We start from the raw sequence: 23572 nt of genomic DNA on the forward strand, positions 1-23572 counted from the left end.
ACCGTTGAGGGGCGCGGCCACCCACGCCGTGTGCGAGAGCGGTCGGGTGGTCGGGAGCGGAGGAGGAGCACCGTGGAAGCAGTGATCGTCGTATTCGCCCTGCTCTTCCTGCTCTTCGTCGCCGGCGGGGCGTACGTCACGTTCAAGGCGGTCGGCGCCGCCAAGCGTGGTGTGGACCGTACGATCACCCAGGCCCGGCGCACGGTCGAGGATCACACGCTGCGCGCCAGGTCCATGGTCCAGATCGGCCCGGCGGCCGAGATCGCCCAGATGAGGCTCACCCTGCGCACCTCGATGCGGGCCACCCAGGACGCGTTGCACGCGGGCGTCGCCGAGGACGAGTCACTGAAGGAGTCCCTCGGCCTCTTCCAGCGGCTCAGCGCGCACGGACACGAACTCGACGGCGAACTGCGGCGTCTGGAGTCCGAGCCGGACCGCGTCACGCTCGCCGGGCGGCTGCCCGAGCTGCGCCGTCGCACCGAGCGCATCACCGAGTCCGCGGACGCGTTGCGCTGGGCGGCCCGTGACCGGGCCCGCCGGTTCGCCGACGACGATCTGGACACCTTGAGCACACAGATCGGCGTCGAGGCGGACGCCCTGCGGCACTGGACCCGTCCGGCCCCCGCGCCCGACACCCCGCCGTGGCCCGAGGCCGCGGACGGCCCGGGCGACCGCCAGAGCTGGCCGGAGGCACCGAATTCGGCCGCCGCCGAGGAGCCTGTGAAGCCCGCGATCACCCCGCCCGGCCGACGCCAGGTCTACCCCTGGCAGAAGAAGCCCCGCCCGGAGAGCACCACTTGATCCGGCCGGTACCGGTCAGGGGAAGCGGGGGCGGGCTGCCGCCCCTGGGCTACGCCAGGTAACCTCCAGCTCATGTCCCGCCATGTCGCGATCGTCACCGATTCAACGGCCTACCTGCCGCCGCGGACGATGGAGCGCCACGGCATCACCGCGGTACCCCTGACCGTCGTCCTGGGCGACCGGGCCCTCGAAGAGGGCACCGAGATCTCGACGCGTTCCCTGGCACAGGCCTTGCAGAAGCGGCGCCCCGTCACCACCTCCCGGCCCAGCCCCGAGGAGTTCGCCGAAACCTACCGCAGGGTCGCCGAGTCCGGGGCCACCGGCATCGTCTCGCTGCACCTGTCCGCCGAACTGTCCGGCACCTACGACGCGGCGGTCGTCGCGGCCCGCGAAGCACCCGTCCCGGTTCGGGTGGTGGACACCGGGATGGTCGCGATGGCGCTCGGCTTCTGTGCACTCGCCGCGGCCGAGTCCGCCGAGGCGGGCGGCACCGTCGACGAGGCCGTCACGGCGGCGGAGAAGCGCGCCGCGGGCACCTCGGCGTACTTCTACGTCGACACCCTCGACTATCTGCGCCGTGGCGGCCGTATCGGCGCCGCCCAGGCCCTGCTGGGTTCCGCGCTCGCCGTCAAACCCCTGCTCCAGCTGGACGGCGGACGCATCGAACTGCTGGAGAAGGTGCGGACGGCGTCCCGGGCCATCGCCCGTCTCGAGGAGCTCGCGGCCGATCGTGCGGGCAGCGCCGAGGTGGACATCGCCGTTCACCACCTCGCAGCCCCCGACCGTGCCTCGGCCCTCGCCGACCGGCTGCGGGCGCGGGTGCCCGGGCTGGCCGACCTGCATGTGAGCGAGGTCGGCGCGGTCATCGGCGCCCACACCGGACCCGGGCTGCTCGGGGCGGTCGTCTCCCCGCGGTGACCTGCGGATCCGGGGCGGCAGCCGTACCGCGTTCACTCGTGAGGGTGGCGAAGTTGTCCACAACCCGGCCGTGATCCACGGAAATCGGGCAAGATCATCACGATTCGGCGGGAAGCCCCATCCTCGTCGCATGGCACTTCGATCACGCTCACACACGACACATGCGACCAGCGGACCCGGCCGGGGTCCCGCCTCCGACGGCCGCACCCGGCACCGCCGGTCCCCGGTCCCGGTCCGCGCCCGCCACCGCCCGGCCCCGGCCGACGAACTGCGCCGCCGGGCGGAACTCCTCTTCGGCCAACAGGGAGTCACCGGGCCGGAGCCCGGACAAGGACCGCCGCGCGGAGGAACGGTGACCGGCACCGGTCCGGCGACCGGACTGACCGCGGCCACTGCCACGGCCGGGATGCGCGCCGCCGCATCCGGGGTGCGCACCGCCGTGGCCGCACTGTCCACAGCGGCGGCCGTCATGTCCTCGGCCCGCGCCCTGGCCGGCGAGACCACGACCCGGCGCGAGCCGGCGCTTCCCGCGATGCGGGCCCGGCTCGGGCTCGCTGTGCGGGAGCGGATGCCGGTGTGGCTGCAGACCCGCTGCGGGCTGGAACGCCGGGGCGCGGTCGCCCTCGGGGCGGTCCTCGTCGTGGCCGCGGCCCTTGCCGTCCAGCACTTCTGGACAGGCCGGACCGAGTCGGTGAACGCGCCGGAGGTGGTGCGCGCGGAAGCACCGTACGAGAAAAGCGACAAGAGCGAGAAAAGCGGGAAGAGCGAGGAGAAGGCGCCGGCTGGGGGCGCCGGTACCGCCACGGCGCCCGGTGGGACTGGCGCGGCTGTCGGCGAGATCGTCGTGGACGTCACCGGGAAGGTGCGTGAGCCGGGGGTTCACAGCCTGCCGGCCGGGTCCCGGGTGACCGACGCGCTACGGGCGGCGGGCGGGGTACGGCCGGGGACGGACACCGACGGACTCAACCGCGCCCGCTTCCTGGTGGACGGCGAACAGATCGTCGTCGGGGGCGGCCCCGCCCCGCCGGCCGCACCGGGCCAGGCCGCGGGTACCGCGACGGGAGCGGGCCCGGCCGCTCCGCTCTCCCTGAACACCGCGACCGTGGAGCAGCTCGACGCGCTGCCCGGAGTCGGCCCGGTCCTGGCCCAGCACATCGTCGACTACCGCACTCAGCACGTCGGTTTCCGCTCCGTCGACGAACTCCGCCAGGTCAAAGGCATCGGCGACCGCCGCTTCTCCGACCTCCGGGATCTGGTACGGCCATGAGTGCCGTGACCGACGGTGCCCCGCCAGGGCCCGTGACCGTGCGCCGCCGGGCCGTCCCCACCGGCTCGGACGGGAGGCTCGGGACCGCGCACCCACGGCAGGACGGAGCGGCCGACCTGCGGCTGGTGCCGCCCGCGTCGGCCGCCTGGGCGACGGCGGCACTGACGCTGGACGCGGCACCGGGGTGGACGGCCGGGATCGCCGTCGCCTGCCTGGTCGCCGGGGTGATCCTGCTGTGGCGGAGCCGGACGGGTCCTCGACCGGGGACAGAGACCGTCGACACCACGCCTCTCCCGGCGACTTGGCGGAGCGCCTCCGTCGGAGCCCTGCTCCTGTGCGTCGCCGGGGCGGCCGTCTCCGCCGGGCTGCACGGGGCGGACGTGCGCAGGGGGCCGGTGCCCGGGCTGGCCCGCGGGTACACGACCGTGACCGCAGAGGTGGAGCTCACGAGCGACCCCTGGGTCAGCAGGCCGCGGGTGCAGGGGAATCACGCCACTCCGGTCGCGGTCCTGGTACGCGGCGAGGTACGGCGGGTGGAGACGAGCGACGGGACCGCGGTGACGACACGTGCGCCGGTGCTGATGGCCATCGACTCGGGCGTGCGGGCGCCCGTCGGCGGCGGTCGGACGGAGTGGCTCGGCCTGCTGCCCTCCACGCGGCTGCGGGTCAGCGGGCGGCTGGCGCCGGCGACGGCCGGCGGGGACCAGGTCGCGGCGATGCTGCGGGTGCGGGATTCGCCCGCCCCGATGCTGGTGGGGGAACCGAGCGGGCCGCAGCGGCTGGCCGGGCGGCTGCGGGCCGGACTGCGGGAGGCGACCGACGGGCTGCCCGAGGACGCGCGGGCCCTGCTGCCCGGACTGGTCGTCGGGGACACCTCGCGGATCACCCCCGAGCTGGACGAGGCCTTCGAGGAGACCGACCTCGCACACACCCTCGCGGTGTCCGGCAGCAACCTCACCATCCTGCTCGCCCTGTTCATCGGACCGCCGGGGCTGGCCCAGCAGGTCGAGCGGCGCGGCCTCGCCCCGCGCCTCGGACTGTCCCTGCGGGCGACCGCGTTGCTCGCGTCGGCACTCACACTCGGATTCGTCGTCGTGTGCCGTCCGGACCCCAGTGTGCTGCGGGCCGCGGCCTGTGGAGCCGTCGCCCTGCTCGCCCTGGCCACCGGCCGCCGCAGATCCCTGATCCCGGCGCTGGCGACGGCGATTCTGCTGCTGGTGCTGTACGACCCGTGGCTGGCCCGCAGTTACGGCTTCCTGCTCTCCGTACTGGCCACCGGGGCACTGCTGGTACTGGCGCCCGGATGGAGCGAGGCACTGCGGCGGCACGGGGTGCCGGAACGGCTGGCCGAGGGGCTGGGAGCCGCCGCGGCCGCGCAGGCGGTGTGCGCACCGGTGATCGCGGTGCTGTCGGCGCGGGTGAGTCTGGTGGCGGTGCCCTGCAATCTGCTGGCCGAGATCGCGGTCGCGCCGGCCACGGTGCTGGGGTTCGCGGCGCTCGCGGTGGCTCCGGTGGCGATGCCGGTGGCCAAGGCGCTGGCATGGTGCGCGAGTTGGCCGGCCGGATGGATCGCGGGGATCGCCCGGACCGGGGCCGGGCTGCCGGGTGCGGGAGTGGACTGGCCCGGGAGCTGGGCGGGGGCGCTGCTGCTCGCCGGGGTCACCGTGCTCGTCGTACTGCTGGGGCGGCTGCTGCTGCGGCATCCGTGGTGGTGCGGGGTGCTCGGGGTGCTGCTCGTGCTGCTGGTCGTGCGGCCGGTGCCGCTGACCCGGGTGATCACGGGCTGGCCGCCGCCCGGCTGGCGGCTGGCGATGTGCGATGTCGGGCAGGGCGACGCGACCGTGCTCGCGGCGGGTCCGGGAACGGGCGTGGTGGTGGACGCCGGGCCCGATCCGGCGCTGGTCGACCACTGCCTGCGGGAACTCGGCATCACCCGCGTTCCGCTCCTCGTCCTCACCCACTTCCACGCCGACCATGTCGCGGGGCTGCCCGGGGTGCTGCGCGGGCGGACGGTGGCGCAGATCGAGACGACCGGGTTCGAGGAACCGGCGGACCAGGCCGAGTTCGTACGCAGGGAGGCGGCCGAGCACCACGTCCCGCTGACGCGGGCGGTCGCCGGGGAGCGGCGCAGGGCCGGGCCGCTGGACTGGCAGGTGCTGTGGCCGCAGGCTGATCCGGCATCGGTGCCGGACGGCCCGAACGACGCGAGCGTGGCGCTGCTGGTCCGCTCGGCCGGACTGCGGATGCTGCTGCTCGGGGACCTCGAACCCCCGGCCCAGCAGGAACTGCTGAGATCACCGGCGGCTGCCGAACTGGGCCGGGTGGACGTTCTGAAAGTGGCCCATCACGGGTCCGCGTACCAGGATCCGCAGCTGATACGGCTGGTGGCGCCGAGGGTCGCACTCATTTCGTGCGGAACGGACAACCCGTACGGTCACCCGGCACCGGGCACGGTGGCCGAGCTCGAGGGTTTGGGGGCGGTGGTGCTGCGGACCGACCGGGACGGGGCGCTCGCCGTGACCGGTGGCCGTACGGGGCGGGAGACGGGGGAGCTGAGCGTGGCGCGAGACTGAGGGCATGAACTCGGTGAACTCCGCTCGGATCGACGCCTATCTCCGCCGTCTCGGGGCCGCCCGCCCGGCCCGGCCCACCGCAGGGGCCCTGCGTGAGCTGCATCTGCGGCATCTGCGGACCGTGCCCTTCGAGAACCTGTCGATCCACCTCGGCGAGGAGATCGTGCTGGAGGAGAAGCGACTGCTGGACAAGGTGGCGGGCGCGGGCCGGGGCGGGTTCTGCTACGAACTCAACGGTGCCTTCTCGGTGTTGCTGACCGCGCTGGGTTTCGAGGTGACGCCGCTGGCAGGGCGGGTGTACGGGGACGAGGGGCGGCTCGGGATCCCGTACGACCATCTCGCGCTGCGGGTACGGACGGCGGACGGGGACGAGTGGCTCGCCGACGTCGGTTTCGGGGCGCACAGCCACCACCCGCTGGCGTTCGGGGAGCGGGGTGAGCAGGCCGATCCCGGCGGGACGTTCCGGATCACGGCGGCCGGGCCGGACGCGGCGGGGGCGGGGGGAGAGGACGGTGCGGCTGCCCGGGACCTGGATGTGCTGCGCAACGGGAAGCCGGAGTACCGGTTGGAGGTCCGGCCGCGGGTGCTGGGGGACTTCACGGCCGGGGCGTGGTGGCACAGCACCTCGCCGTCGTCCCACTTCACACAGTCGCTGGTCTGCTCCCGGATCGCCGAGGACGGCGGGCGGATCACGCTCGGCGGCCGGACGCTGACGGTGACGGCGGCCGACGGGGCGCGCGAGGCAAGGGAGTTGAAGCGCGACGAGGAGGTGCTGGGGGCCTACCGGGACTGGTTCGGGATCGGGCTGGACCGTGTGCCCACTGTGCGAAATCCGCGGAACGACGACCCGAACGGGTAATTCGGGCTTCACGGGATGAGGTGTTACTACTGGCGCGTAGAGTGCTACTCGTGCGTAGTTCCAGCGTATGTGCTGGATTCCCGTGATGTGAGCCCGTGTTGCCCCGAAAGCCGCATCGGTGATCGAATGTGTCTTCGGCAACGGATGGTGGCGAGGCGTACAGGGGTGGCGTGGATGTTCGGCCGCTTGATGGCAAACCGAACGAACCGGGTGCAACGGACGAGTCCCCTCGCGGCGGTGCGGACTCCGCCCGACGCCGGGGTACTGAGCTGCCGAGCGCTCGACCCGGTCAACGAACCGGTGGCGAACGCGGAGTTCGCGGTCAGCGACGCCATGGGGCGGACGGTGGTCAGCGGTGGAGCGGACCCCTACGGGTCGTTCATGACGACCGTGCCGGCCGGGGAGTACCGGCTGGCGGTGTCCGCCGAAGGGTTCACGCCGTACCGGGCGACCGCACTGGTCGGCGAGAACTGCCTTGCCTCGCTCGGTGACGTGACCCTCCAGGTCGCCCAGCCGCCGGACCTGCCGGCGCCGGGGGACTGGGAGATCGAGCCGACACATTCCTCGATCGCCTTCACCGCGCGGCACATCGGACTGGCCCGGATCCACGGGCGGTTCAACTCGTTCGCGGGTGCGGTGCGGATCGCCGACCCGGTCGAGCGGTCCGCGATGCACATCGTGATCGACGCCGCGACCATCGACACGGGTGTCCGGATGCGGGACGACCATCTGCGGTCGGCGGACTTCCTGGACGTGCAGCGGTTTCCGACACTGGAGTTCTACAGCGACCGGTTCGTGCACAGGGGCGGCACCAAGTGGGCCGTCACCGGGGCGCTGTCGCTGCACGGTGTGACACGCACGGTCACTCTGGACACGGAGTACCTCGGGCTCGGCAACGGCATGGAGGGCGAGACGCGGGCGGCCTGCCGGGCCACGACCGAACTGCACCGGGACGACTTCACCGTGAGCTGGCAGACGATGCTGGCGCGCGGGATCGCGGTCGTCGGGCCGAGCATCCGGGTCGACCTCGATGTGCAGATCGTGCCGAAGGGCTGAGCAGGCCGTTCGGGATCGTTCCGGTTCCTCGCGGTGGTTCGCGGTGTCCGAGAATAGGGCCGTGAGCGATGTGAGACATGTGCTGGTGCTGCCGGACCGGGAAGCGGCCGAGGAGGCCGCCGAGGCGCTCGGGGAGCGGTTCGGGATCGGCGAGGAGCCGCGGCTGGTGCGGGACGCGCTGGCGGGGGAGGACGACGCGGAGGACGCGCAGTGGCTGGTGCTGCTGAAGGATGACGCGAGGCGGTTGGACCCGGCGGAGCTGGACGAGTTCGCCGGGGAATGGGAGGGATGGCGGGAGGAGCCGTGACCTGCCGGTACCGGTGGCCGTGCCGCTGAAGGGCGAGCGGCTGCGCGGACTCGTTGTCAGTGGGCCGTGGGATGCTTGGCGCGATGGCCAAGAAGACTGCTGATGACGATCCGCTCGCCCCGGTGACGCTTGCCGTGGGCCAGGAGGACCTGCTGCTCGATCGGGCCGTGCAGCAGGTGGTGGCCGCTGCCCGCGCCGCCGACGCCGACACTGACGTACGGGACCTGAACCCCGAACAGTTGCAGCCCGGCACCCTTGCGGAGCTGACCAGCCCGTCGCTCTTCGCGGAGCGCAAGGTCGTGGTCGTACGCAATGCGCAGGATCTGTCCGCCGACACGATCAAGGACGTGAAGGCGTATCTCGGGTCGCCCGCCGAGGAGATCACGCTCGTGCTGCTGCACGCCGGCGGGGTCAAGGGCAAGGGGCTGCTGGACGCGGCCCGCAAGGCGGGGGCGCGGGAAGTCGCCTGCCCGAAGATGACCAAGCCTGCGGATCGGCTCGCGTTCGTCAGGAGCGAGTTCCGGGCGCTCGGGCGGTCCGCCACGCCGGAGGCCTGCCAGGCGCTCGTCGACGCCATCGGCAGCGATCTGCGGGAGCTGGCGTCGGCCGCGACCCAGCTCACCGCGGACATCGAGGGGACCATCGACGAGGCCGTCGTCGGGCGGTACTACACCGGGCGGGCCGAGGCGTCGAGCTTCACCGTCGCCGACCGGGCCGTGGAAGGGCGTACGGCGGAGGCGCTGGAGGCGTTGCGCTGGTCGCTGGCGACCGGCGTCGCGCCGGTGATGATCACGAGTGCGCTCGCGCAGGGCGTGCGGGCGATCGGGAAGCTGTCGGGGGCGCGGGGCGGGCGGCCGGCGGATCTGGCGCGGGAGCTGGGCATGCCGCCGTGGAAGATCGACCGGGTGCGGCAGCAGATGCGGGGGTGGACGCCGGACGGGGTCGCGGTGGCTTTGCGGGCCGTCGCCGAGGCGGATGCGGGGGTGAAGGGCGGTGGGGACGATCCCGAGTACGCCCTGGAGAAGGCCGTGGTGACCATTGCGCGGGCGGCGCGGTCGCGAGGGCGGGCATAGGGGCTGGGCCCCCTTCGACCCTCGTGGCCTGCTCCTGGGGGCTGCCGCCCCCCCAGACTCCCGCTTCGGCCTGGACGGCCTCGTCCTCGAACGCCGGACGGGCTGGTGGGGTGCCAACCGGGCTCCGGCCTCCGGCGGTGGACGGGCCTTCGGCATCGGGCAGCGAATGGGCTGTAGGAGTGCCGAAGGCCCCGGCGCCCGCCCTGGGGAAGGGCGAGGTGCCGGGGCCTTCGATTCATGCTCTGAGGAGCCACGCCCGCGTGGCGAACGCAGGCCGCGCGTGGCTCCGGGGTGCCGGTCGGGAGCGGATGAGAGAGGGCCCGCTCTGGGTCCTTCCGGCGGTCAGATCAGAGAAGGGGTTCAGCCCTGGAGGGACGCGACCTTGGAAGCGAGCGCCGACTTCTTGTTGGCGGCCTGGTTCTTGTGGATGACGCCCTTCGAGACGGCCTTGTCGAGCTGACGCGCAGCAGCGCGCTGCAGCTCGGTGGCCTTCTGGACGTCACCCGCGGCAGCGGCCTCACGGGCCTTGCGGATCGCGGTCTTCAGGGAGGACTTGACGGCCTTGTTGCGCAGCCGAGCCTTCTCGTTGGTCTTGATCCGCTTGATCTGGGACTTGATGTTCGCCACGAATGAGCCTTTTCAGGTTCTGGTGCGGGGCCAGGAGTACTCCGTGCAATGAAGACATGGAGAGGTCCGGGTCCCGTGCCGGGTGTTTTCTGATGACGTGCCTCGTGCTGAGAGGGCATGAGACACAGCTGCCCAGAGTAGCAGCGGGGCGGCGGCCAGCCCAAACCGGCCTCGGCAGCCCCTCCGGGGGCAGGCGCTCCGGGCCTCCCGTAGTGGGCCAAAACACCCCCCGGTCCCTCTCCATGGGACCATGGAGACTACGTATAGATCCGACCCGAGGCATAAGGCGCCTCAAGAGACAGGACCCTGCGTGCCCGCGACCCCTAACAATGTGCCCGAGCCGAGCCGTACCGCCCCGGCTCTGATCCGCAATTTCTGCATCATCGCGCACATCGACCACGGCAAGTCCACGCTCGCCGACCGGATGCTCCAGCTGACCGGTGTGGTCGAGCAGCGGCAGATGCGTGCTCAGTACCTCGACCGGATGGACATCGAGCGCGAGCGCGGCATCACGATCAAGTCCCAGGCGGTGCGTCTGCCCTGGGCCCCCACCGAGGGCCCGGACCAGGGCAGCACGCACATCCTCAACATGATCGACACCCCGGGGCACGTCGACTTCACCTACGAGGTCTCGCGGTCGCTGGCGGCCTGCGAAGGGACCATCCTCCTCGTCGACGCCGCCCAGGGCATCGAGGCGCAGACCCTCGCCAACCTCTACCTGGCGATGGAGAACGACCTCACGATCATCCCCGTGCTCAACAAGATCGACCTGCCGGCCGCGCAGCCGGAGAAGTTCGCCGCGGAACTGGCGAACCTGGTCGGCTGCGACCCGGACGACGTGCTGCGGGTCTCCGCCAAGACCGGTGTCGGCGTCGACGCGCTGCTCAACAAGGTCGTCAAGGAGATCCCGGCGCCGGTCGGTGTCGCCGACGCGCCCGCCCGCGCCATGATCTTCGACTCGGTCTACGACTCCTACCGCGGTGTCGTGACATACGTCCGTGTCATCGACGGCCAGCTCAACAAGCGCGAACGCATCAAGATGATGTCGACCGGCGCCACGCACGAGCTGCTGGAGATCGGGACCAACTCGCCGGAGATGCTGTCCGCGGACGGGCTGGGAGTCGGCGAGGTGGGCTACCTGATCACCGGTGTGAAGGACGTCCGGCAGTCCAAGGTCGGTGACACCGTCACCAGCCAGCAGAAGGGCGCGACCGAGGCGCTCGGCGGGTACAAGGACCCGAAGCCGATGGTCTTCTCCGGTCTGTATCCGCTGGACGGCTCCGACTATCCGGAGCTGCGCGAGGCCCTCGACAAGCTGCAGCTCAACGACGCCGCGCTCGTCTACGAGCCGGAGACCTCCGCCGCCCTCGGCTTCGGTTTCCGCGTCGGTTTCCTGGGGCTGCTGCACCTCGACGTGATCCGGGAGCGGCTGGAGCGCGAGTTCGGGCTCGACCTGATCGCGACCGCGCCCAACGTGGTCTACCGCGTGGTCATGGAGGACCGCAGCGAGCACATCGTCACCAACCCGAGCGAGTTCCCCGAGGGGAAGATCGGCGAGGTGTACGAGCCGGTCGTGCGGGCCACCATCCTGGCGCCGACCGAGTTCATCGGCTCGATCATGGAGCTGTGCCAGACCCGGCGCGGCACGCTGCTGGGCATGGACTACCTGTCGGAGGACCGGGTCGAGATCCGGTACACGCTGCCGCTCGCGGAGATCGTCTTCGACTTCTTCGACCAGCTGAAGTCGAAGACGCGCGGCTACGCGTCGCTGGACTACGAGCCCACCGGTGAGCAGACCTCCAGCCTGGTCAAGGTCGACATCCTGCTGCACGGCGACAAGGTGGACGCCTTCTCGGCGATCACCCACAAGGACGCCGCCTACGCCTACGGTGTGCGGCTTGTCGCCAAGCTGCGCGAGCTCATTCCCCGGCAGGCCTTCGAGGTGCCCATCCAGGCCGCCATCGGCTCCCGGGTCATCGCCCGTGAGACCATCCGCGCCATCCGAAAGGACGTCCTCGCCAAGTGCTACGGCGGTGACATCTCCCGTAAGCGCAAGCTCCTGGAGAAGCAGAAGGAAGGCAAGAAGCGGATGAAGATGGTGGGTTCCGTGGAGGTTCCGCAGGAAGCCTTCATCGCGGTCCTGAGCAGCGATGACAGCGCGGGATCGGCCAAGAGCAAGAAGTAACCACGGGTAACGGTCGGTCACGGCCGTAAATCGGGTGCAACGGGGGTCCGTCGTACGAAAGTGTGGCGGGCCCCTACGCGTGCGTAGGGTCGCTCTGCGTGGAACATGCGGGGAAACAGACAGGCCGATGCCCCTTACGCACAGGCCGGTCGCGGCTTACTCTGATCCCTGCTCGATAGTTACTCGCGAGTTAAACAACTAGCGCGAACCCCACCGTGAGTGAACCCCAGCCGCACTGAGCCAGCCGCACCGTCGCGGGCCCCGGAGGATGTCGTGAGCGACACACAGACACTGATCGAGAACCGACCGCCGTCCGTGGCGGCCCTCTTCCTGGATCGCGTGGCGGCCACACCGGACGCCGAGGCCTACCGTTACCCGGTGCCCGCGGCCTCCGGTCAGGGCCCCGACGACTGGAAGTCGCTCAGCTGGGCGCAGGCCGCCGAGCGGGTCTATGCGATCGCGGCCGGTCTCATCGAACTCGGCATCCAGCCCGAGCAGCGTGTCGCCCTCGCCGCCTCCACCCGTGTCGAGTGGATCCTCGCCGACCTCGGCATCCTGTGTGCCGGCGCCGCCACCACGACGGTCTATCCGCAGACCAACGCCGAGGAATCGGCGTTCATCCTCTCCGACTCCGAGAGCCGGGTCCTGATCGCGGAGGACGCGGCGCAGGTCGCCAAGGCCGTCGAGAAGCGCGCCGAGCTGCCCGAGCTCACCCAGGTCGTCGTCATCGACCCGGCAGGCGTGGAGACCGGTGACTGGGTCATCACCCTGGCCGAACTGGAGCAGCGCGGCGCCAAGTACCTGGAGAAGCACCCCGAGCTGATCAAGGAACGGGTCGGCGCGATCACCAAGGACCAGCTCGCCACCCTCATCTACACCTCCGGCACCACGGGCCGCCCCAAGGGCGTGCGGCTGCCGCAGGACAACTGGTCGTACATGGCGAAGGCGATCGCCGCGACCGGGCTGATCAGCAGCGAGGACGTGCAGTACCTGTGGCTGCCGCTCGCCCACGTCTTCGGCAAGGTGCTCACCTCCGGGCAGATCGAGGTCGGTCACGTCACCGCCGTCGACGGCCGCGTCGACAAGATCATCGAGAATCTGCCGGTCGTGCAGCCGACGTACATGGCCGCCGTGCCGCGCATCTTCGAGAAGGTCTACAACGGCGTCGCAGCGAAGGCCCGCGCGGGCGGCGGCGCCAAGTACAAGATCTTCCAGTGGGCGGCCGAGGTCGCCCGCGAGTACGCCAAGGTCACCCAGGACAACTTCCGGCGTACCGGTGCCGCGACCGTGCCGTTCGGGCTCGCCGCCAAGCACAAGGTCGCCGACGGGCTGGTCTACTCCAAGCTGCGGGAGGCCTTCGGCGGACGGCTGCGGGCCTGTGTCTCCGGCTCCGCCGCGCTGGCGCCCGAGATCGGCTACTTCTTCGCCGGCGCCGGTGTGCACATCCTGGAGGGTTACGGCCTCACGGAGTCCTCGGCCGCGTCCTTCGTGAACCCCGGCGAGGCCTACCGCACCGGCACGGTCGGCAAGCCGCTGCCCGGCTGCGAGGTTCGGATCGCCGATGACGGGGAGATCCTGCTCCGCGGCCCCGGCATCATGCAGGGTTACCACGGACTGCCCGAGAAGACGGCGGAGGTCCTGGAGGCCGACGGCTGGTTCCACACCGGTGACATCGGCGAACTGTCCCCCGACGGTTATCTGCGGATCACCGACCGCAAGAAGGACCTCATCAAAACGTCCGGCGGCAAGTACATCGCGCCGGCCGAGGTCGAGGGACAGTTCAAGGCGGTCTGCCCGTACGTCTCCAACATCCTCGTGCACGGCGCCGACCGGAACTTCTGCACCGCCCTGATCGCCCTCGACGAGGTCGCGATCCTGGAATGGGCCAAGGAGAACGGCCTGGACGGCAAGTCCTATGCCGAGGTCGTGGCCGCGGCGGCGACCGTCGAGATGGTCGACGGCTACGTCAAGGAGCTCAACCAAGGGCTGCAGAAGTGGCAGACCATCAAGAAGTTCCGGCTGCTGCCCCGGGACCTCGATGTGGAGCACGGGGAGATCACGCCGAGCCTGAAGCTGAAGAGGCCGGTGGTGGAGCGGGAGTACAAGCACCTCATCGATGAGATGTACGCGGGGACGCGCGAAGCGTAGGAGGCGTTGTCGGGTGCGGGTGCGTGGGGGGCTGTTCGTGCAGTTCCCCGCGCCCGTTCAGTAGGACCGTTCAGCTCTGCTCAACAGTCGACGTAGCTCCCTGGCTTCTTCTCGTAGCGTTGCTACGTCGACGGGTTCCTCGGACAAGTGGTCCTCCAGTACCGCCAACCGCTTGCTCAGCTCGCTGAAATCCGCCTGCTCCCGGGCCAGCAGCGTCTGCAGCTGCTGGTTCTTCCGGTGCAGTTCCAGGAAGACGTTGACCTTCGCCCGCAGCACCCACGGATCGAACGGCTTCGTCAGATAGTCGGCCGCGCCCGTCGCGTAACCGCGGAACGCGTATCCCGCGTCCTCCTCCGCGCCCGTCAGGAAGATGATCGGGACGTCTTTCGTCTGGTCGAGGCGTTTGATGTTCGCGGCTGTCTCGAAGCCGTCCATGCCCGGCATGCGGATGTCGAGGAGGACCACGGCGAAGCGGCGGCGCAGCAGGGCCTTCATCGCCTCCTCGCCGGAACGCGCCCGTACTATCGGCTCGTTCAGCGATCCCAGGACGGCTTCGAGCGCGATCAGGTTGTCCTCCATGTCGTCGACCACGAGGATGCCGGCACGTTCGTCAGCGATCATTGCTCCGTCCGTTCCTCGTCGGCCGTGCCGCCGTCGGCGGGGTTCTCGGGGTCCAGGAGTGCGCAGACGACGGTGAGCAGCCGGTCGACGTCCACCGGCTTGGGCACGTAGTCGTTGGCGCCGCGCGCGATGGACTTCTCCCGGTCGCCGGGCATCGCCTTCGCGGTGAGGGCGACGATCGGCAGGCCGGTCCAGCGGGGGGCGCGGCGGACGGCCGTGATGGTCTCGTAGCCGTCCATCTCCGGCATCATGATGTCCATCAGGACCAGTTCGACGTCCGGGTTGCGTTCGAGGGTCTCGATGCCCTCCCGGCCGTTCTCCGCGTACAGCACCGGCATGCCGACGCGGCCCAGGACGTGGGTGAGCGCGAAGACGTTGCGGATGTCGTCGTCGATGATCAGGACGCGGCGGCCGGGGAGGATCCGGCCCGGGCGGCCGGTCTGCCAGGCCTCCAGCCTGGCCGGCGTCGGCCAGGAGTCCTCGGGGGCGGGGGCGGTGGCCGGGGCGGGGCCGAGGGCCGGCAGGGCGTGGGCCTCCGAAGTCTGGCCCGCCGCCGTGTGGCCGGGGCTGACGACCGGGACGTACAGCGTGAACGTCGAGCCCCTGCCGGGTTCGCTCTCGGCGACGATACGGCCGCCCAGCAGGCCCGCGATCTCCCGGCTGATGGACAGGCCGAGGCCGGTGCCGCCGTACTTGCGGTTCGTGGTGCCGTCGGCCTGCTGGAAGGCCTCGAAGATCACCGGGAGTTTCTCGGCGGCGATCCCGATGCCGGTGTCCGACACCTCGAAGGCGATCACCTCGTCGCTGTCACCGACATAGTGGTGCTCGGGGTCCTTGACCCGGGCCACCCGCAGTTCCACCCGCCCCTTGGCGGTGAACTTGGTCGCGTTGGAGAGCAGGTTGCGCAGGATCTGCTGGAGGCGTTGTTCGTCCGAGTACATCTCGCGCGGTACGTCCTCGCCGACGGTCACCTCGAAGGCCAGGCCCCGGTCCAGGGTGAGCGGGCGGAAGGTCGCGTGGACGTAGTCGAGGAGTTTGATCAGGGGCAGGCGTTTGGGGCGTACGTCCATCCGGCCGGCCTCGATCTTCGACAGGTCCAGGATGTCGTTGATGAGCTGGAGCAGGTCGGAGCCCGAGCGGTGGATCGTCGTCGCGAACTGGACCTCCTGGTCGGAGAGCCGGCCATCCGGGTTGTCGGACAGCAGACGGGCGAGGATCAGCAGGGAGTTCAGCGGGGTGCGCAGTTCGTGGGACATGTTCGCCAGGAACTCCGACTTGTACTGCGAAGACGTCGCCAGCAGGGCCGCTTTCTCCTCCAGTTCCGCGTTCGAGTGCTGCAGTTCCGCCTGTTGTTTCTGGAGTTCGTCCGAACGTTCCTGGAGCTGCATCGCCAGCCGCTGCGACTCGCCGAGCAGGGACTCTGTACGGGAGTTGGCGATGATCGTGTTGATCGCGACGCCGATGGTGTTGACGAACTGGTCGAAGAACGCGAGGTGGACGTCCGAGAAGCGGGAGAAGGAGGCCAGCTCGATCACGCCGAGGAGTTTGTCCTCGAAGAGGATCGGGATGATGACGATCGTCGTCGGGGCCGCTTCACCCAGACCACTGTTGATCTTGATGTAGTCCGGTGGTGCCTCCTCGACGAGGATCCGCTTCTTCTCACGGGCCGCCTGGCGGACCAGGCCGTGCACCGGCAGGCCGCCGGTCTCGACGGTCGCGCCCTGGGCCGAGCCGTAACCGGCGATGAACGCCAGGCCCTTCGCCGGTACGGCGGTGGGCACGGCGGGGCCGTCCTCGTCCGGGTCGGCCAGGAAGAACGCGCCGTACTGGGCGTTCACCAGCGGGGTCAGTTCGCGCAGGATGAGGTCGGCGACCTCCATCAGGTCGCGGTGGCCCTGCATCAGCGCGGCCAGGCGGGCCAGGTTGGACTCCAGCCAGTCCTTCGCGCGGGTGGTCTCGCGAAGGTTGGCCACCATCAGGTTGATGTTGTCCTTCAGCTCGGCGACCTCGCCCTGCGTCTCGACGGTGATCGAGCGGGACATGTCGCCCTGTGCCACGGCGGAGGCGACCTCGGCGATCGCGCGGACCTGGGTGGTGAGGTTGAGCGCGAGTTCGTTCACGTTCGTCGTCAGGCGTTTCCAGGTGCCGTACACGCCCTCCACGCGTGCCTGGCCGCCCAGCCGGCCCTCGGAGCCGACCTCGCGGGCCACCCGGGTCACCTCGGACGAGAACGACGACAGCGTGTCGACCATGGTGTTGATGGTGGTCTTCAGTTCCAGGATCTCGCCGCGCGCGTCCACGTCGATCTTCTTCGACAGGTCGCCCTGCGCCACGGCCGTCGCCACCTGGGCGATGTTCCGCACCTGAGAGGTGAGGTTGTCGGCCATGTAGTTGACGTTGTCGGTCAGGTCCCGCCAGACCCCGGAGACGCCGAGCACCTGGGCCCGGCCGCCCAGCCGGCCGTCGGTGCCGACCTCGCGGGCCACCCGGGTGACCTCGTCGGCGAAGGCCCGCAGCTGTTCCACCATCGTGTTGACGGTGTCTTTCAATTCCAGGATCTCGCCGCGAGCGTCGACGGTGATTTTCTTGGAGAGATCGCCGTTGGCGACGGCCGTCGTCACCTGGGCGATGTTGCGGACCTGGGACGTCAGGTTCAACGCCATGAAGTTGACGTTGTCGGTGAGGTCTTTCCAGACGCCGGAGACGCCTCTGACCTGCGCCTGGCCGCCGAGGTTTCCTTCGGTGCCGACTTCGCGGGCGACGCGGGTGACTTCGTCGGCGAAGGCGGAGAGCTGGTCGACCATCGTGTTGATCGTCGATTTCAGTTCGAGAATCTCGCCCTTCGCCTCCACGGTGATCTTCTTGCCGAGATCGCCCTGGGCGACGGCCGTGGAGACAAGGGCGATGTTGCGGACCTGGGACGTCAGGTTGTCGGCCATGAAGTTGACGTTGTCGGTGAGGTCTTTCCAGACGCCGGAGACGCCTCTGACCTGTGCGCGGCCGCCGAGGTTTCCTTCGGTGCCGACTTCGCGGGCGACGCGGGTGACTTCGTCGGCGAAGGCGGAGAGCTGGTCGACCATCGTGTTGATCGTCGACTTCAGTTCGAGAATCTCGCCCTGGGCGTCGACCATGATTTTCTGCGACAGGTCGCCGTTGGCGACGGCCGTCGTCACCTGGGCGATGTTGCGGACCTGGGACGTCAGGTTCGACGCCATGAAGTTGACGTTGTCGGTGAGGTCCTTCCAGACACCGGAGACGCCCCGCACCTGTGCGCGGCCGCCCAGTTGCCCCTCGGTGCCGACCTCGCGGGCCACGCGGGTGACTTCGTCGGCGAACGCGGACAACTGGTCGACCATGGTGTTGACGGTGAGCTTCAGTTCCAGGAGTTCGCCCGTCGCCTCGACGGTCACCGTGCGGGTCAGGTCGCCGCGGGCCACCGCCGTCGTCACCAGGGCGATGTCGCGGACCTGGGCGGTCAGCCGGGACGCCATGGTGTTGACGGCCTCGGTCACGTCCCGCCAGCTTCCCGACAGACGCTGCACCTTGGCCCGGCCGCCGAGCCGCCCCTCGGTGCCGACCTCGCGCGCGACCCGGGTCACCTCCCCGGTGAACAGGGACAGCTGATCGACCATCTTGTTCACCGTGCTGCCCAGCCGGCGCAGATCACCGCGTAACTGCCGGCTGCCGTCGTGCAGATCGACCCGCTGGGTGAGATCGCCGCCGGCCACCGCGTCCAGTACGCGCGTGGCGTTCGCCGCCGGGGCGACCAGGGCGTCGAGGACCTGGTTGACGTCGTTGACGCGGGACGTCCAGGCGCCCTGGCCGGGACTCGCCGACAGCCGCTCGTCGAGGCGGCCGTGCCGTACCAGCTCCCGTTTCACGCGTTGCACATCGGTGTTGAAGTGCACGCTGCGGTCCATGATCTGGTTGAAGACCGCGGTGAGTTCGGCGACGATCCCCTCTCCGGTGATGCCGGTCTCCGGCACTTTGGTGAAGTCGCCGTCGCGGGCGGCGGTCATCGCGGCGAGCAGAGGGCGCAACTCGGATGCTCGGAGTTGTTCCGGTTTCTGTCCGTCTTCGAGCACACGCGTAGCACTGTTCTCACTCATGGCGGCCCACTTCGGTAACTCGGTGCTTATGGGCGCAGTCAGTCTGTCACTCTGTCCGCATCGATCGGGATGTATTCGTCCGAACTGCTCGGGGAGCTGGACATGGGGGCCATACCCACGCAACGGGAGACCGTCTCCCGGGTCCGTGAGGCGCCTGCGCACGAGAGCACGGGCCCGCGTGCGCAGGGGCGTGCGACCCTGCCCGGGAGCCCCCTCGCGCCGGGTTCCGCCCGCGTGCTGGTGCGCGCCTCCCTCGACGAGTGGGCCGACTGCGGCCTGCTGGACCGGGACCGGCCGGGTCAGGAACGGCTGGACCGGGAACAGGCGCGGATCGCCGAGGAGGTCATGGTCGTCGTCAGCGAACTCGTCACCAACGCCGTCGTCCACGCCGGCACGGACGTCGAGGTCGACTGGTGGCTGGAGGCGGGGGAGGAGACGGCGTTCGTCGTCGAGGTCACCGACCACCATCCCTCCCGCGCCCCGCGCGACCACCCGGGCGAGACGCCGTACGAGACCCCGGAGTACGGGCGCGGGCTGCGTCTGGTCGCCTCGCTCGCCGAGTCCTGGGGCGTGACCTACCGCACCGGCGCGAAGACGGTGTGGGCGCGGCTGACCGGCCGCGGCGGCACGCTCCCCGACGAGCAGGAGCTGAAGGTCGCCGAGATCCTCGCGCCCGAGCCTCCCGCAGGCTCGGACGACCTCGCGCGGGGGTGCCCCCATCGCCCCGAACGGGACCACGACTGGCTCAACCGGGGCGCCCTGTCCTTCCTCGCCGAGGCCTCCGACCTGCTCGCGGGGCAGCTCGACGAGAACCTGGTCGCCGCGCTCACCGGACAGCTGATCGTGCCCAGGCTCGCGGACTGGTGCGCGGTGTGGCTGGAGGACGAGGCGACCGTGCGCGGGGGCGGCTGGAGCGACCCCGCCGGTGCGGGCGGGCCGCGGCTGGCCCGGGTCTGGCACGGCAGCGAGAACCGCATCGAGGAGCTGCGCCGGGTCCTGGAGAAGGATCCGCCGTGTGCGAGGGAGGGCTTACGGTCCGGGCCCGAGCCGTATCCCTGGCCGCGCGCGGCGTTCGGCCCGCAGGGTGCCCACGGCTCGGCGCTCGCCTACCGGCTGATCGCGGGCGGCCGCCCGCTCGGCACACTCGTCATCGGACGTTCCGGCCCCGACGCCTTCCCCGACGAGATCACCGGTCTGGTGGAGGACTTCGGCCGGCGGGTCGCCCTCGCCATCGGTGCGGCCCGCCAGTACGCCCGCCAGGCCACCATCAGCGCCGTACTGCAGCGCGGACTGCTGCCCGGCGCGGTCGCCGAGATCCCGGGGCTGAGCAGCGCGCTCGTCTACGAACCCTGTGACAAGGGCGGACCCAGCGGCGACTTCTACGACCTCTTCCCGGCCGGGGACGGCCGCTGGTGCTTCGCCGTCGGCGACGTCCAGGGCAAGGGCCCCGAGGCCGCCGTCGTCATCGGGCTGGCCCGCCCCTGGCTGCGGCTCCTCGCCCGTGAGGGCTACCGGGTCGCCGACGTCCTCGACCGCCTCAACCAGCTCCTCCTCGACGACGCCACGGAGGCCGCCGACGCGGCAGCCCGCGCCCTGGTCGCCGCCGGCGGCCGGCCGTCGCCGCCCGGCGACGGCCCGCAGACGCGTTTTCTCTCCCTCCTGTACGGCGAGCTCACGCCCCTGGAGGGGGGCGGTGTCCGCTGCACCCTCGCCTCCGCGGGACACCCGCTGCCGCTGCTCCTCGGCCCGGACGGGGAGGTCCGTACCGCCGCCTGTCCCCAGACCCTGCTCGGGGTCGTCGAGGACGAGACGTACATCAGCGAGACCATCGAGCTCGCGCCCGGCGACAGCCTGCTGTGTGTGACCGACGGGGTCACCGAGCGCCGTTCCGGCTCCCGCCAGTTCGACGACGGCGACGGGCTCGCGCAGGCGCTGGCCGGCTGCGCGGGGCTGAGTGCCGAGCTGATCGCCGAGCGGATCAGACGGCTCGTCCACGAGTTCGGCGGCGGCCAGCCGGAGGACGACCTGGCACTGCTGGTGCTCCAGGCCGAGTGAGCGACCGGACGGGTACGGGACGCGGGTGCGGGACAATGGAGGACATGCCTTCCGCACTTCCCGACGGCGAGCCCGTCCCCGACGACGGCGTGCTGCCCGCCTCCGCGCTCGCCGGAGCCGCCGACCGCCCCCTCGGGTTCTACCTGCACGTCCCCTACTGCGCGACCCGCTGCGGCTACTGCGACTTCAACACGTACACGGCGACCGAGCTGCGCGGCACCGGCGGTGTCCTCGCCTCCCGCGACAACTACGCGGACACGCTGATCGACGAGGTCAGGCTGGCGAGGAAGGTTCTCGGCGACGATCCGCGCGAGGTGCGGACCGTGTTCGTCGGGGGCGGTACGCCGACGCTGCTGGCGGCCGGTGATCTCGTACGGATGCTGGGCGCGATCCGTGACGAGTTCGGGCTGGCGGCCGACGCGGAGGTGACAACGGAGGCGAACCCGGAGTCCGTCGACCCGGCCTATCTGGCGACCCTGCGGGAGGGCGGTTTCAACCGGATCTCCTTCGGTATGCAGAGCGCGAAACAGCATGTGCTGCGGGTCCTCGACCGGACCCACACCCCTGGGCGCCCCGAGGCGTGTGTCGCCGAGGCCCGCGCGGCCGGCTTCGAGCATGTCAACCTCGACCTGATCTACGGCACCCCGGGCGAGTCCGACGACGACTGGCGGGCCTCGCTGGACGCGGCGATCGGGGCCGGACCCGACCATGTGTCGGCGTACGCGCTGATCGTCGAGGAGGGCACCCAGCTCGCCCGGCGGATCCGCCGGGGCGAGGTCCCGATGACCGACGACGACGTCCACGCCGACCGCTATCTGATCGCGGAGTCGGTGCTGACGGGGGCGGGCTTCGACTGGTACGAGGTGTCCAACTGGGCGACCTCCCAGGCGGCCCGCTGTCTGCACAACGAGCTGTACTGGCGGGGCGCGGACTGGTGGGGCGCCGGGCCGGGGGCGCACTCTCACGTCGGCGGGGTGCGCTGGTGGAACGTCAAGCATCCGGGGGCGTACGCGGCGGCACTGGCGTCGGGGCGGTCGCCGGGGGCCGGACGCGAGGTCCTGGCGGACGAGGACCGGCGGGTGGAGCGGATCCTGCTGGAGCTGCGGCTGCGGGAGGGGGTGCCGCTGGGGCTCCTGAAGGAGGAGGGGCTCAGGGCGTCGCGCCGGGCACTGTCGGACGGGCTGCTGGTGCCGGAGGCGTACGACGAGGGGCGGGCCGTGCTGACGCTGCGGGGCCGGTTGCTGGCGGACGCGGTGGTGCGGGACCTGGTGGACTGACCGGATTGACCGAGGTCAGGCCCCGCCGCCACCCGTGACGAAGTCGATCAGCTCCTCGACCCGCCCCAGCAGCTCCGGTTCCAGGTCCTTGTAGGAGCCGACGCGCGCGAGGATCGCCTGCCACACCGCGCCCGTGTTGTCGGAGGGCCAGCCGAGGGCCCGGCAGACGCCCGTCTTCCAGTCCTGGCCGTGCGGGACGCGCGGCCATGCCTCGATGCCCAGGGAGGACGGCTTCACAGCCTCCCAGATGTCGATGTACGGGTGGCCGACCACCAGGGCGTGGTCGCTGGTGACCGACCGGGCGATGCGCCATTCCTTCGTGCCGGGGAGCAGGTGGTCGACGAGGACGCCCAGGCGGGCGTCGGGGCCCGGGGCGAATTCGGCCACGATGGAGGGCAGGTCGTCGACGCCCTCCAGGTACTCCACGACCACGCCCTCGATGCGCAGGTCGTCGCCCCAGACCTTCTCGACGAGTTCCGCGTCGTGGCGGCCCTCCACGTAGATGCGGCCCGCGCGGGCGACACGCGCGCGGGCGCCGGGGACGGCGACCGAGCCGGAGGCGGTGCGGGAGGGGCGTACCGGACCCCCGGACGCGGGCCGTACGAGGGTGACGGCCCGGCCCTCGAGGAGGAAGCCGCGCGGCTCCAGCGGGAAGACCCGGTGCTTGCCGAAGCGGTCCTCCAGGGTCACCGTGCCCGCCTCGCAGCGGATCACCGCGCCGCAGAAACCCGTGCCGGGCTCCTCCACCACCAGACCGGGCTCGGCGGCCACCTCCGGCACCGGCTTCGGCTTCTTCCACGGCGGGGTCAGGTCGGCGGAGTACTGGCGCATTCGGATGACGATAGGAGAAGCCCGGCCACTGTCACCGCGACACGCCGAAACGGGCCGCCAGGGTGTCGCGCTGTGCCCGTACGAACGCCGCGTCCACCACCGCTCCGTGACCGGGCACGTACAGGGCGCGATCGCCGCCGAGCGACAGGAGGCGGTCCAGGGCCGCGGGCCATCGGGACGGTACGGCGTCGGGGCCGGCCTGCGGATCGCCGGACTCCTCCACCAGGTCGCCGCAGAACACCACCTCCGGGTCGCCGGGGACGAGGACCGCGAGGTCCTGCGGTGTGTGGCCGGGCCCCACGTTGGCCAGCAGGGCCTGGCGGCCCTCGCCGAGGTCCAGGGTCCACTCGCCGGAGACCAGATGGCGGGGGCGGGGGAGGGCGTCGGCCGCCTCCTCGGCCTCCGGGGCCGGCAGACCGCCCCGGATCGCGTCCAGGCGGAGTTCCTCGCGGTCGTGGGCGAGGACGGCCTCCGTGCCCACCGCCGCGTACAGTTCCGCGCCCGCGAAGGCGGCCGCGCCGAAGACATGGTCGAAGTGCGGATGGGTGAGCGCGAGATGGGTCACACGGCGGTCGGCGAGCGCCTGCGCCTGCGTACGCAACCGCGCGCCCTCCGCCAGACTCGATCCGGCGTCCACCATCAGGGCCGTGCCCGCCCCGAGAACCAGCCCCGCCGTGCAGTCCCAGCCCGGCAGCCGGCAGCGGCCGACCCCTTCGGCCAGCCGCTCCCAGCCCAGCTCTTCCCAAGTCACCGTCATGCCGCGACGCTAGCCGTAGAACGTCACGGGTCCTGACCGGCCTTGCCCAGTCAGTACCCGGCGGCCGTACACTTGGCCGGGGATGCTGGCACTCGGGATCGCAGAGTG

Annotated in this window: 17 protein-coding genes; 12 read left to right on the top strand and 5 right to left on the bottom strand. The window is 71.0% G+C overall.

Annotated features, from left to right (window positions below; translation table 11 throughout):
* The first annotated feature begins 72 nt into the window (after positions 1-72).
* The 8 genes from EDD90_RS36030 (at position 73) to holA (ending at position 8854) form a co-directional block, all read left to right on the top strand.
* On the top strand, positions 73-801 hold the full coding sequence (locus EDD90_RS36030) for a hypothetical protein (protein ID WP_123977040.1): 729 nt from the start codon (positions 73-75) through the stop codon (positions 799-801).
* 72 nt (positions 802-873) lie between these two features.
* Positions 874-1719, top strand: coding sequence for a DegV family protein (locus tag EDD90_RS36035; RefSeq protein WP_123977041.1), 846 nt, complete (start codon positions 874-876; stop codon positions 1717-1719).
* A gap of 130 nt (positions 1720-1849) precedes the next feature.
* Positions 1850-2986: a ComEA family DNA-binding protein gene (locus tag EDD90_RS36040; protein ID WP_123977042.1), complete on the top strand. Its 1137-nt coding sequence runs from the start codon at positions 1850-1852 to the stop codon at positions 2984-2986.
* The gene (locus tag EDD90_RS36045; RefSeq protein ID WP_123977043.1) at positions 2983-5559 is read left to right on the top strand and encodes a ComEC/Rec2 family competence protein; all 2577 of its coding nucleotides are present in this window, start codon (positions 2983-2985) and stop codon (positions 5557-5559) included. The genes EDD90_RS36040 and EDD90_RS36045 overlap by 4 nt, the downstream gene beginning before the upstream one ends.
* A 4-nt stretch (positions 5560-5563) precedes the next feature.
* Positions 5564-6418 (top strand): arylamine N-acetyltransferase, encoded by an 855-nt coding sequence (locus EDD90_RS36050; RefSeq protein ID WP_398926552.1) that lies wholly within the window; start codon positions 5564-5566, stop codon positions 6416-6418.
* A 174-nt stretch (positions 6419-6592) separates the two neighbouring features.
* A complete protein-coding gene (locus tag EDD90_RS36055; protein ID WP_123977044.1) occupies positions 6593-7474 on the top strand; it encodes a YceI family protein in 882 nt (293 codons plus the stop codon).
* A 61-nt stretch (positions 7475-7535) separates the two neighbouring features.
* The gene (locus EDD90_RS36060; RefSeq protein ID WP_123977045.1) at positions 7536-7781 is read left to right on the top strand and encodes a hypothetical protein; all 246 of its coding nucleotides are present in this window, start codon (positions 7536-7538) and stop codon (positions 7779-7781) included.
* Between the two features lie 83 nt (positions 7782-7864).
* Positions 7865-8854 carry a DNA polymerase III subunit delta gene (gene holA, locus EDD90_RS36065; RefSeq protein ID WP_185149347.1) on the top strand — a complete coding sequence of 330 codons (990 nt, stop codon included), beginning with the start codon at positions 7865-7867 and terminating at the stop codon, positions 8852-8854.
* A gap of 360 nt (positions 8855-9214) precedes the next feature.
* Here the strand turns inward: holA and rpsT are convergent, their stop codons facing one another.
* Positions 9215-9481 carry a 30S ribosomal protein S20 gene (gene rpsT, locus EDD90_RS36070; protein ID WP_046733201.1) on the bottom strand — a complete coding sequence of 89 codons (267 nt, stop codon included), beginning with the start codon at positions 9479-9481 and terminating at the stop codon, positions 9215-9217.
* Positions 9482-9791: 310 nt separating this feature from the next.
* On the opposite strand from rpsT, the gene lepA reads away from it, so the two are divergent.
* Positions 9792-11666, top strand: coding sequence for a translation elongation factor 4 (lepA, locus tag EDD90_RS36080; protein WP_123977047.1), 1875 nt, complete (start codon positions 9792-9794; stop codon positions 11664-11666).
* A 273-nt stretch (positions 11667-11939) separates the two neighbouring features.
* A complete protein-coding gene (locus tag EDD90_RS36085; RefSeq protein ID WP_123977048.1) occupies positions 11940-13814 on the top strand; it encodes a long-chain fatty acid--CoA ligase in 1875 nt (624 codons plus the stop codon).
* Positions 13815-13871: 57 nt separating this feature from the next.
* On the opposite strand, the gene EDD90_RS36090 is transcribed toward EDD90_RS36085, so the two are convergent.
* Together EDD90_RS36090 and EDD90_RS36095 are read right to left on the bottom strand one after the other, a co-directional pair.
* Positions 13872-14435 (bottom strand): two-component system response regulator, encoded by a 564-nt coding sequence (locus EDD90_RS36090; protein WP_123977049.1) that lies wholly within the window; start codon positions 14433-14435, stop codon positions 13872-13874.
* The gene (locus EDD90_RS36095) at positions 14432-18544 is read right to left on the bottom strand and encodes a HAMP domain-containing protein (RefSeq protein WP_185149348.1); all 4113 of its coding nucleotides are present in this window, start codon (positions 18542-18544) and stop codon (positions 14432-14434) included. Before EDD90_RS36095 ends, EDD90_RS36090 begins: the two co-directional genes overlap by 4 nt.
* Positions 18545-18646: 102 nt before the next feature.
* Between EDD90_RS36095 and EDD90_RS36100 the strand changes: the two genes are divergently transcribed.
* Both EDD90_RS36100 and hemW read left to right on the top strand, forming a co-directional pair.
* A complete protein-coding gene (locus tag EDD90_RS36100) occupies positions 18647-20599 on the top strand; it encodes a SpoIIE family protein phosphatase (protein ID WP_185149349.1) in 1953 nt (650 codons plus the stop codon).
* Between the two features lie 44 nt (positions 20600-20643).
* Entirely contained in the window at positions 20644-21876 is a 1233-nt protein-coding gene (hemW, locus tag EDD90_RS36105) for a radical SAM family heme chaperone HemW (RefSeq protein WP_123977052.1), read from the top strand.
* A 15-nt stretch (positions 21877-21891) separates the two neighbouring features.
* Here the strand turns inward: hemW and EDD90_RS36110 are convergent, their stop codons facing one another.
* Both EDD90_RS36110 and EDD90_RS36115 read right to left on the bottom strand, forming a co-directional pair.
* On the bottom strand, positions 21892-22707 hold the full coding sequence (locus EDD90_RS36110) for a DUF3097 domain-containing protein (RefSeq protein WP_123977053.1): 816 nt from the start codon (positions 22705-22707) through the stop codon (positions 21892-21894).
* Positions 22708-22738: 31 nt separating this feature from the next.
* Positions 22739-23464 carry an MBL fold metallo-hydrolase gene (locus tag EDD90_RS36115; protein ID WP_123977054.1) on the bottom strand — a complete coding sequence of 242 codons (726 nt, stop codon included), beginning with the start codon at positions 23462-23464 and terminating at the stop codon, positions 22739-22741.
* Positions 23465-23572: the final 108 nt, after the last annotated feature.

This window comes from Streptomyces sp. Ag109_O5-1 (assembly GCF_003814875.1).
In the GTDB taxonomy this organism is placed as follows: domain Bacteria; phylum Actinomycetota; class Actinomycetes; order Streptomycetales; family Streptomycetaceae; genus Streptomyces; species Streptomyces sasae.

Bases quoted from the DNA above. Each gene is read 5' to 3' on its own strand.
- EDD90_RS36115 (WP_123977054.1), bottom strand. From the start codon at position 23,464: ATGACGGTGACTTGGGAAGAGCTGGGCTGGGAGCGGCTGGCCGAAGGG.
- EDD90_RS36040 (WP_123977042.1), top strand. From the start codon at position 1,850: ATGGCACTTCGATCACGCTCACACACGACACATGCGACCAGCGGACCC.
- EDD90_RS36035 (WP_123977041.1), top strand. From the start codon at position 874: ATGTCCCGCCATGTCGCGATCGTCACCGATTCAACGGCCTACCTGCCG.
- EDD90_RS36100 (WP_185149349.1), top strand. From the start codon at position 18,647: ATGGGGGCCATACCCACGCAACGGGAGACCGTCTCCCGGGTCCGTGAG.
- holA (WP_185149347.1), top strand. From the start codon at position 7,865: ATGGCCAAGAAGACTGCTGATGACGATCCGCTCGCCCCGGTGACGCTT.
- hemW (WP_123977052.1), top strand. From the start codon at position 20,644: ATGCCTTCCGCACTTCCCGACGGCGAGCCCGTCCCCGACGACGGCGTG.
- EDD90_RS36055 (WP_123977044.1), top strand. From the start codon at position 6,593: ATGTTCGGCCGCTTGATGGCAAACCGAACGAACCGGGTGCAACGGACG.
- EDD90_RS36050 (WP_398926552.1), top strand. From the start codon at position 5,564: ATGAACTCGGTGAACTCCGCTCGGATCGACGCCTATCTCCGCCGTCTC.
- EDD90_RS36110 (WP_123977053.1), bottom strand. From the start codon at position 22,707: ATGCGCCAGTACTCCGCCGACCTGACCCCGCCGTGGAAGAAGCCGAAG.
- EDD90_RS36045 (WP_123977043.1), top strand. From the start codon at position 2,983: ATGAGTGCCGTGACCGACGGTGCCCCGCCAGGGCCCGTGACCGTGCGC.
- EDD90_RS36090 (WP_123977049.1), bottom strand. From the start codon at position 14,435: ATGATCGCTGACGAACGTGCCGGCATCCTCGTGGTCGACGACATGGAG.
- EDD90_RS36095 (WP_185149348.1), bottom strand. From the start codon at position 18,544: ATGAGTGAGAACAGTGCTACGCGTGTGCTCGAAGACGGACAGAAACCG.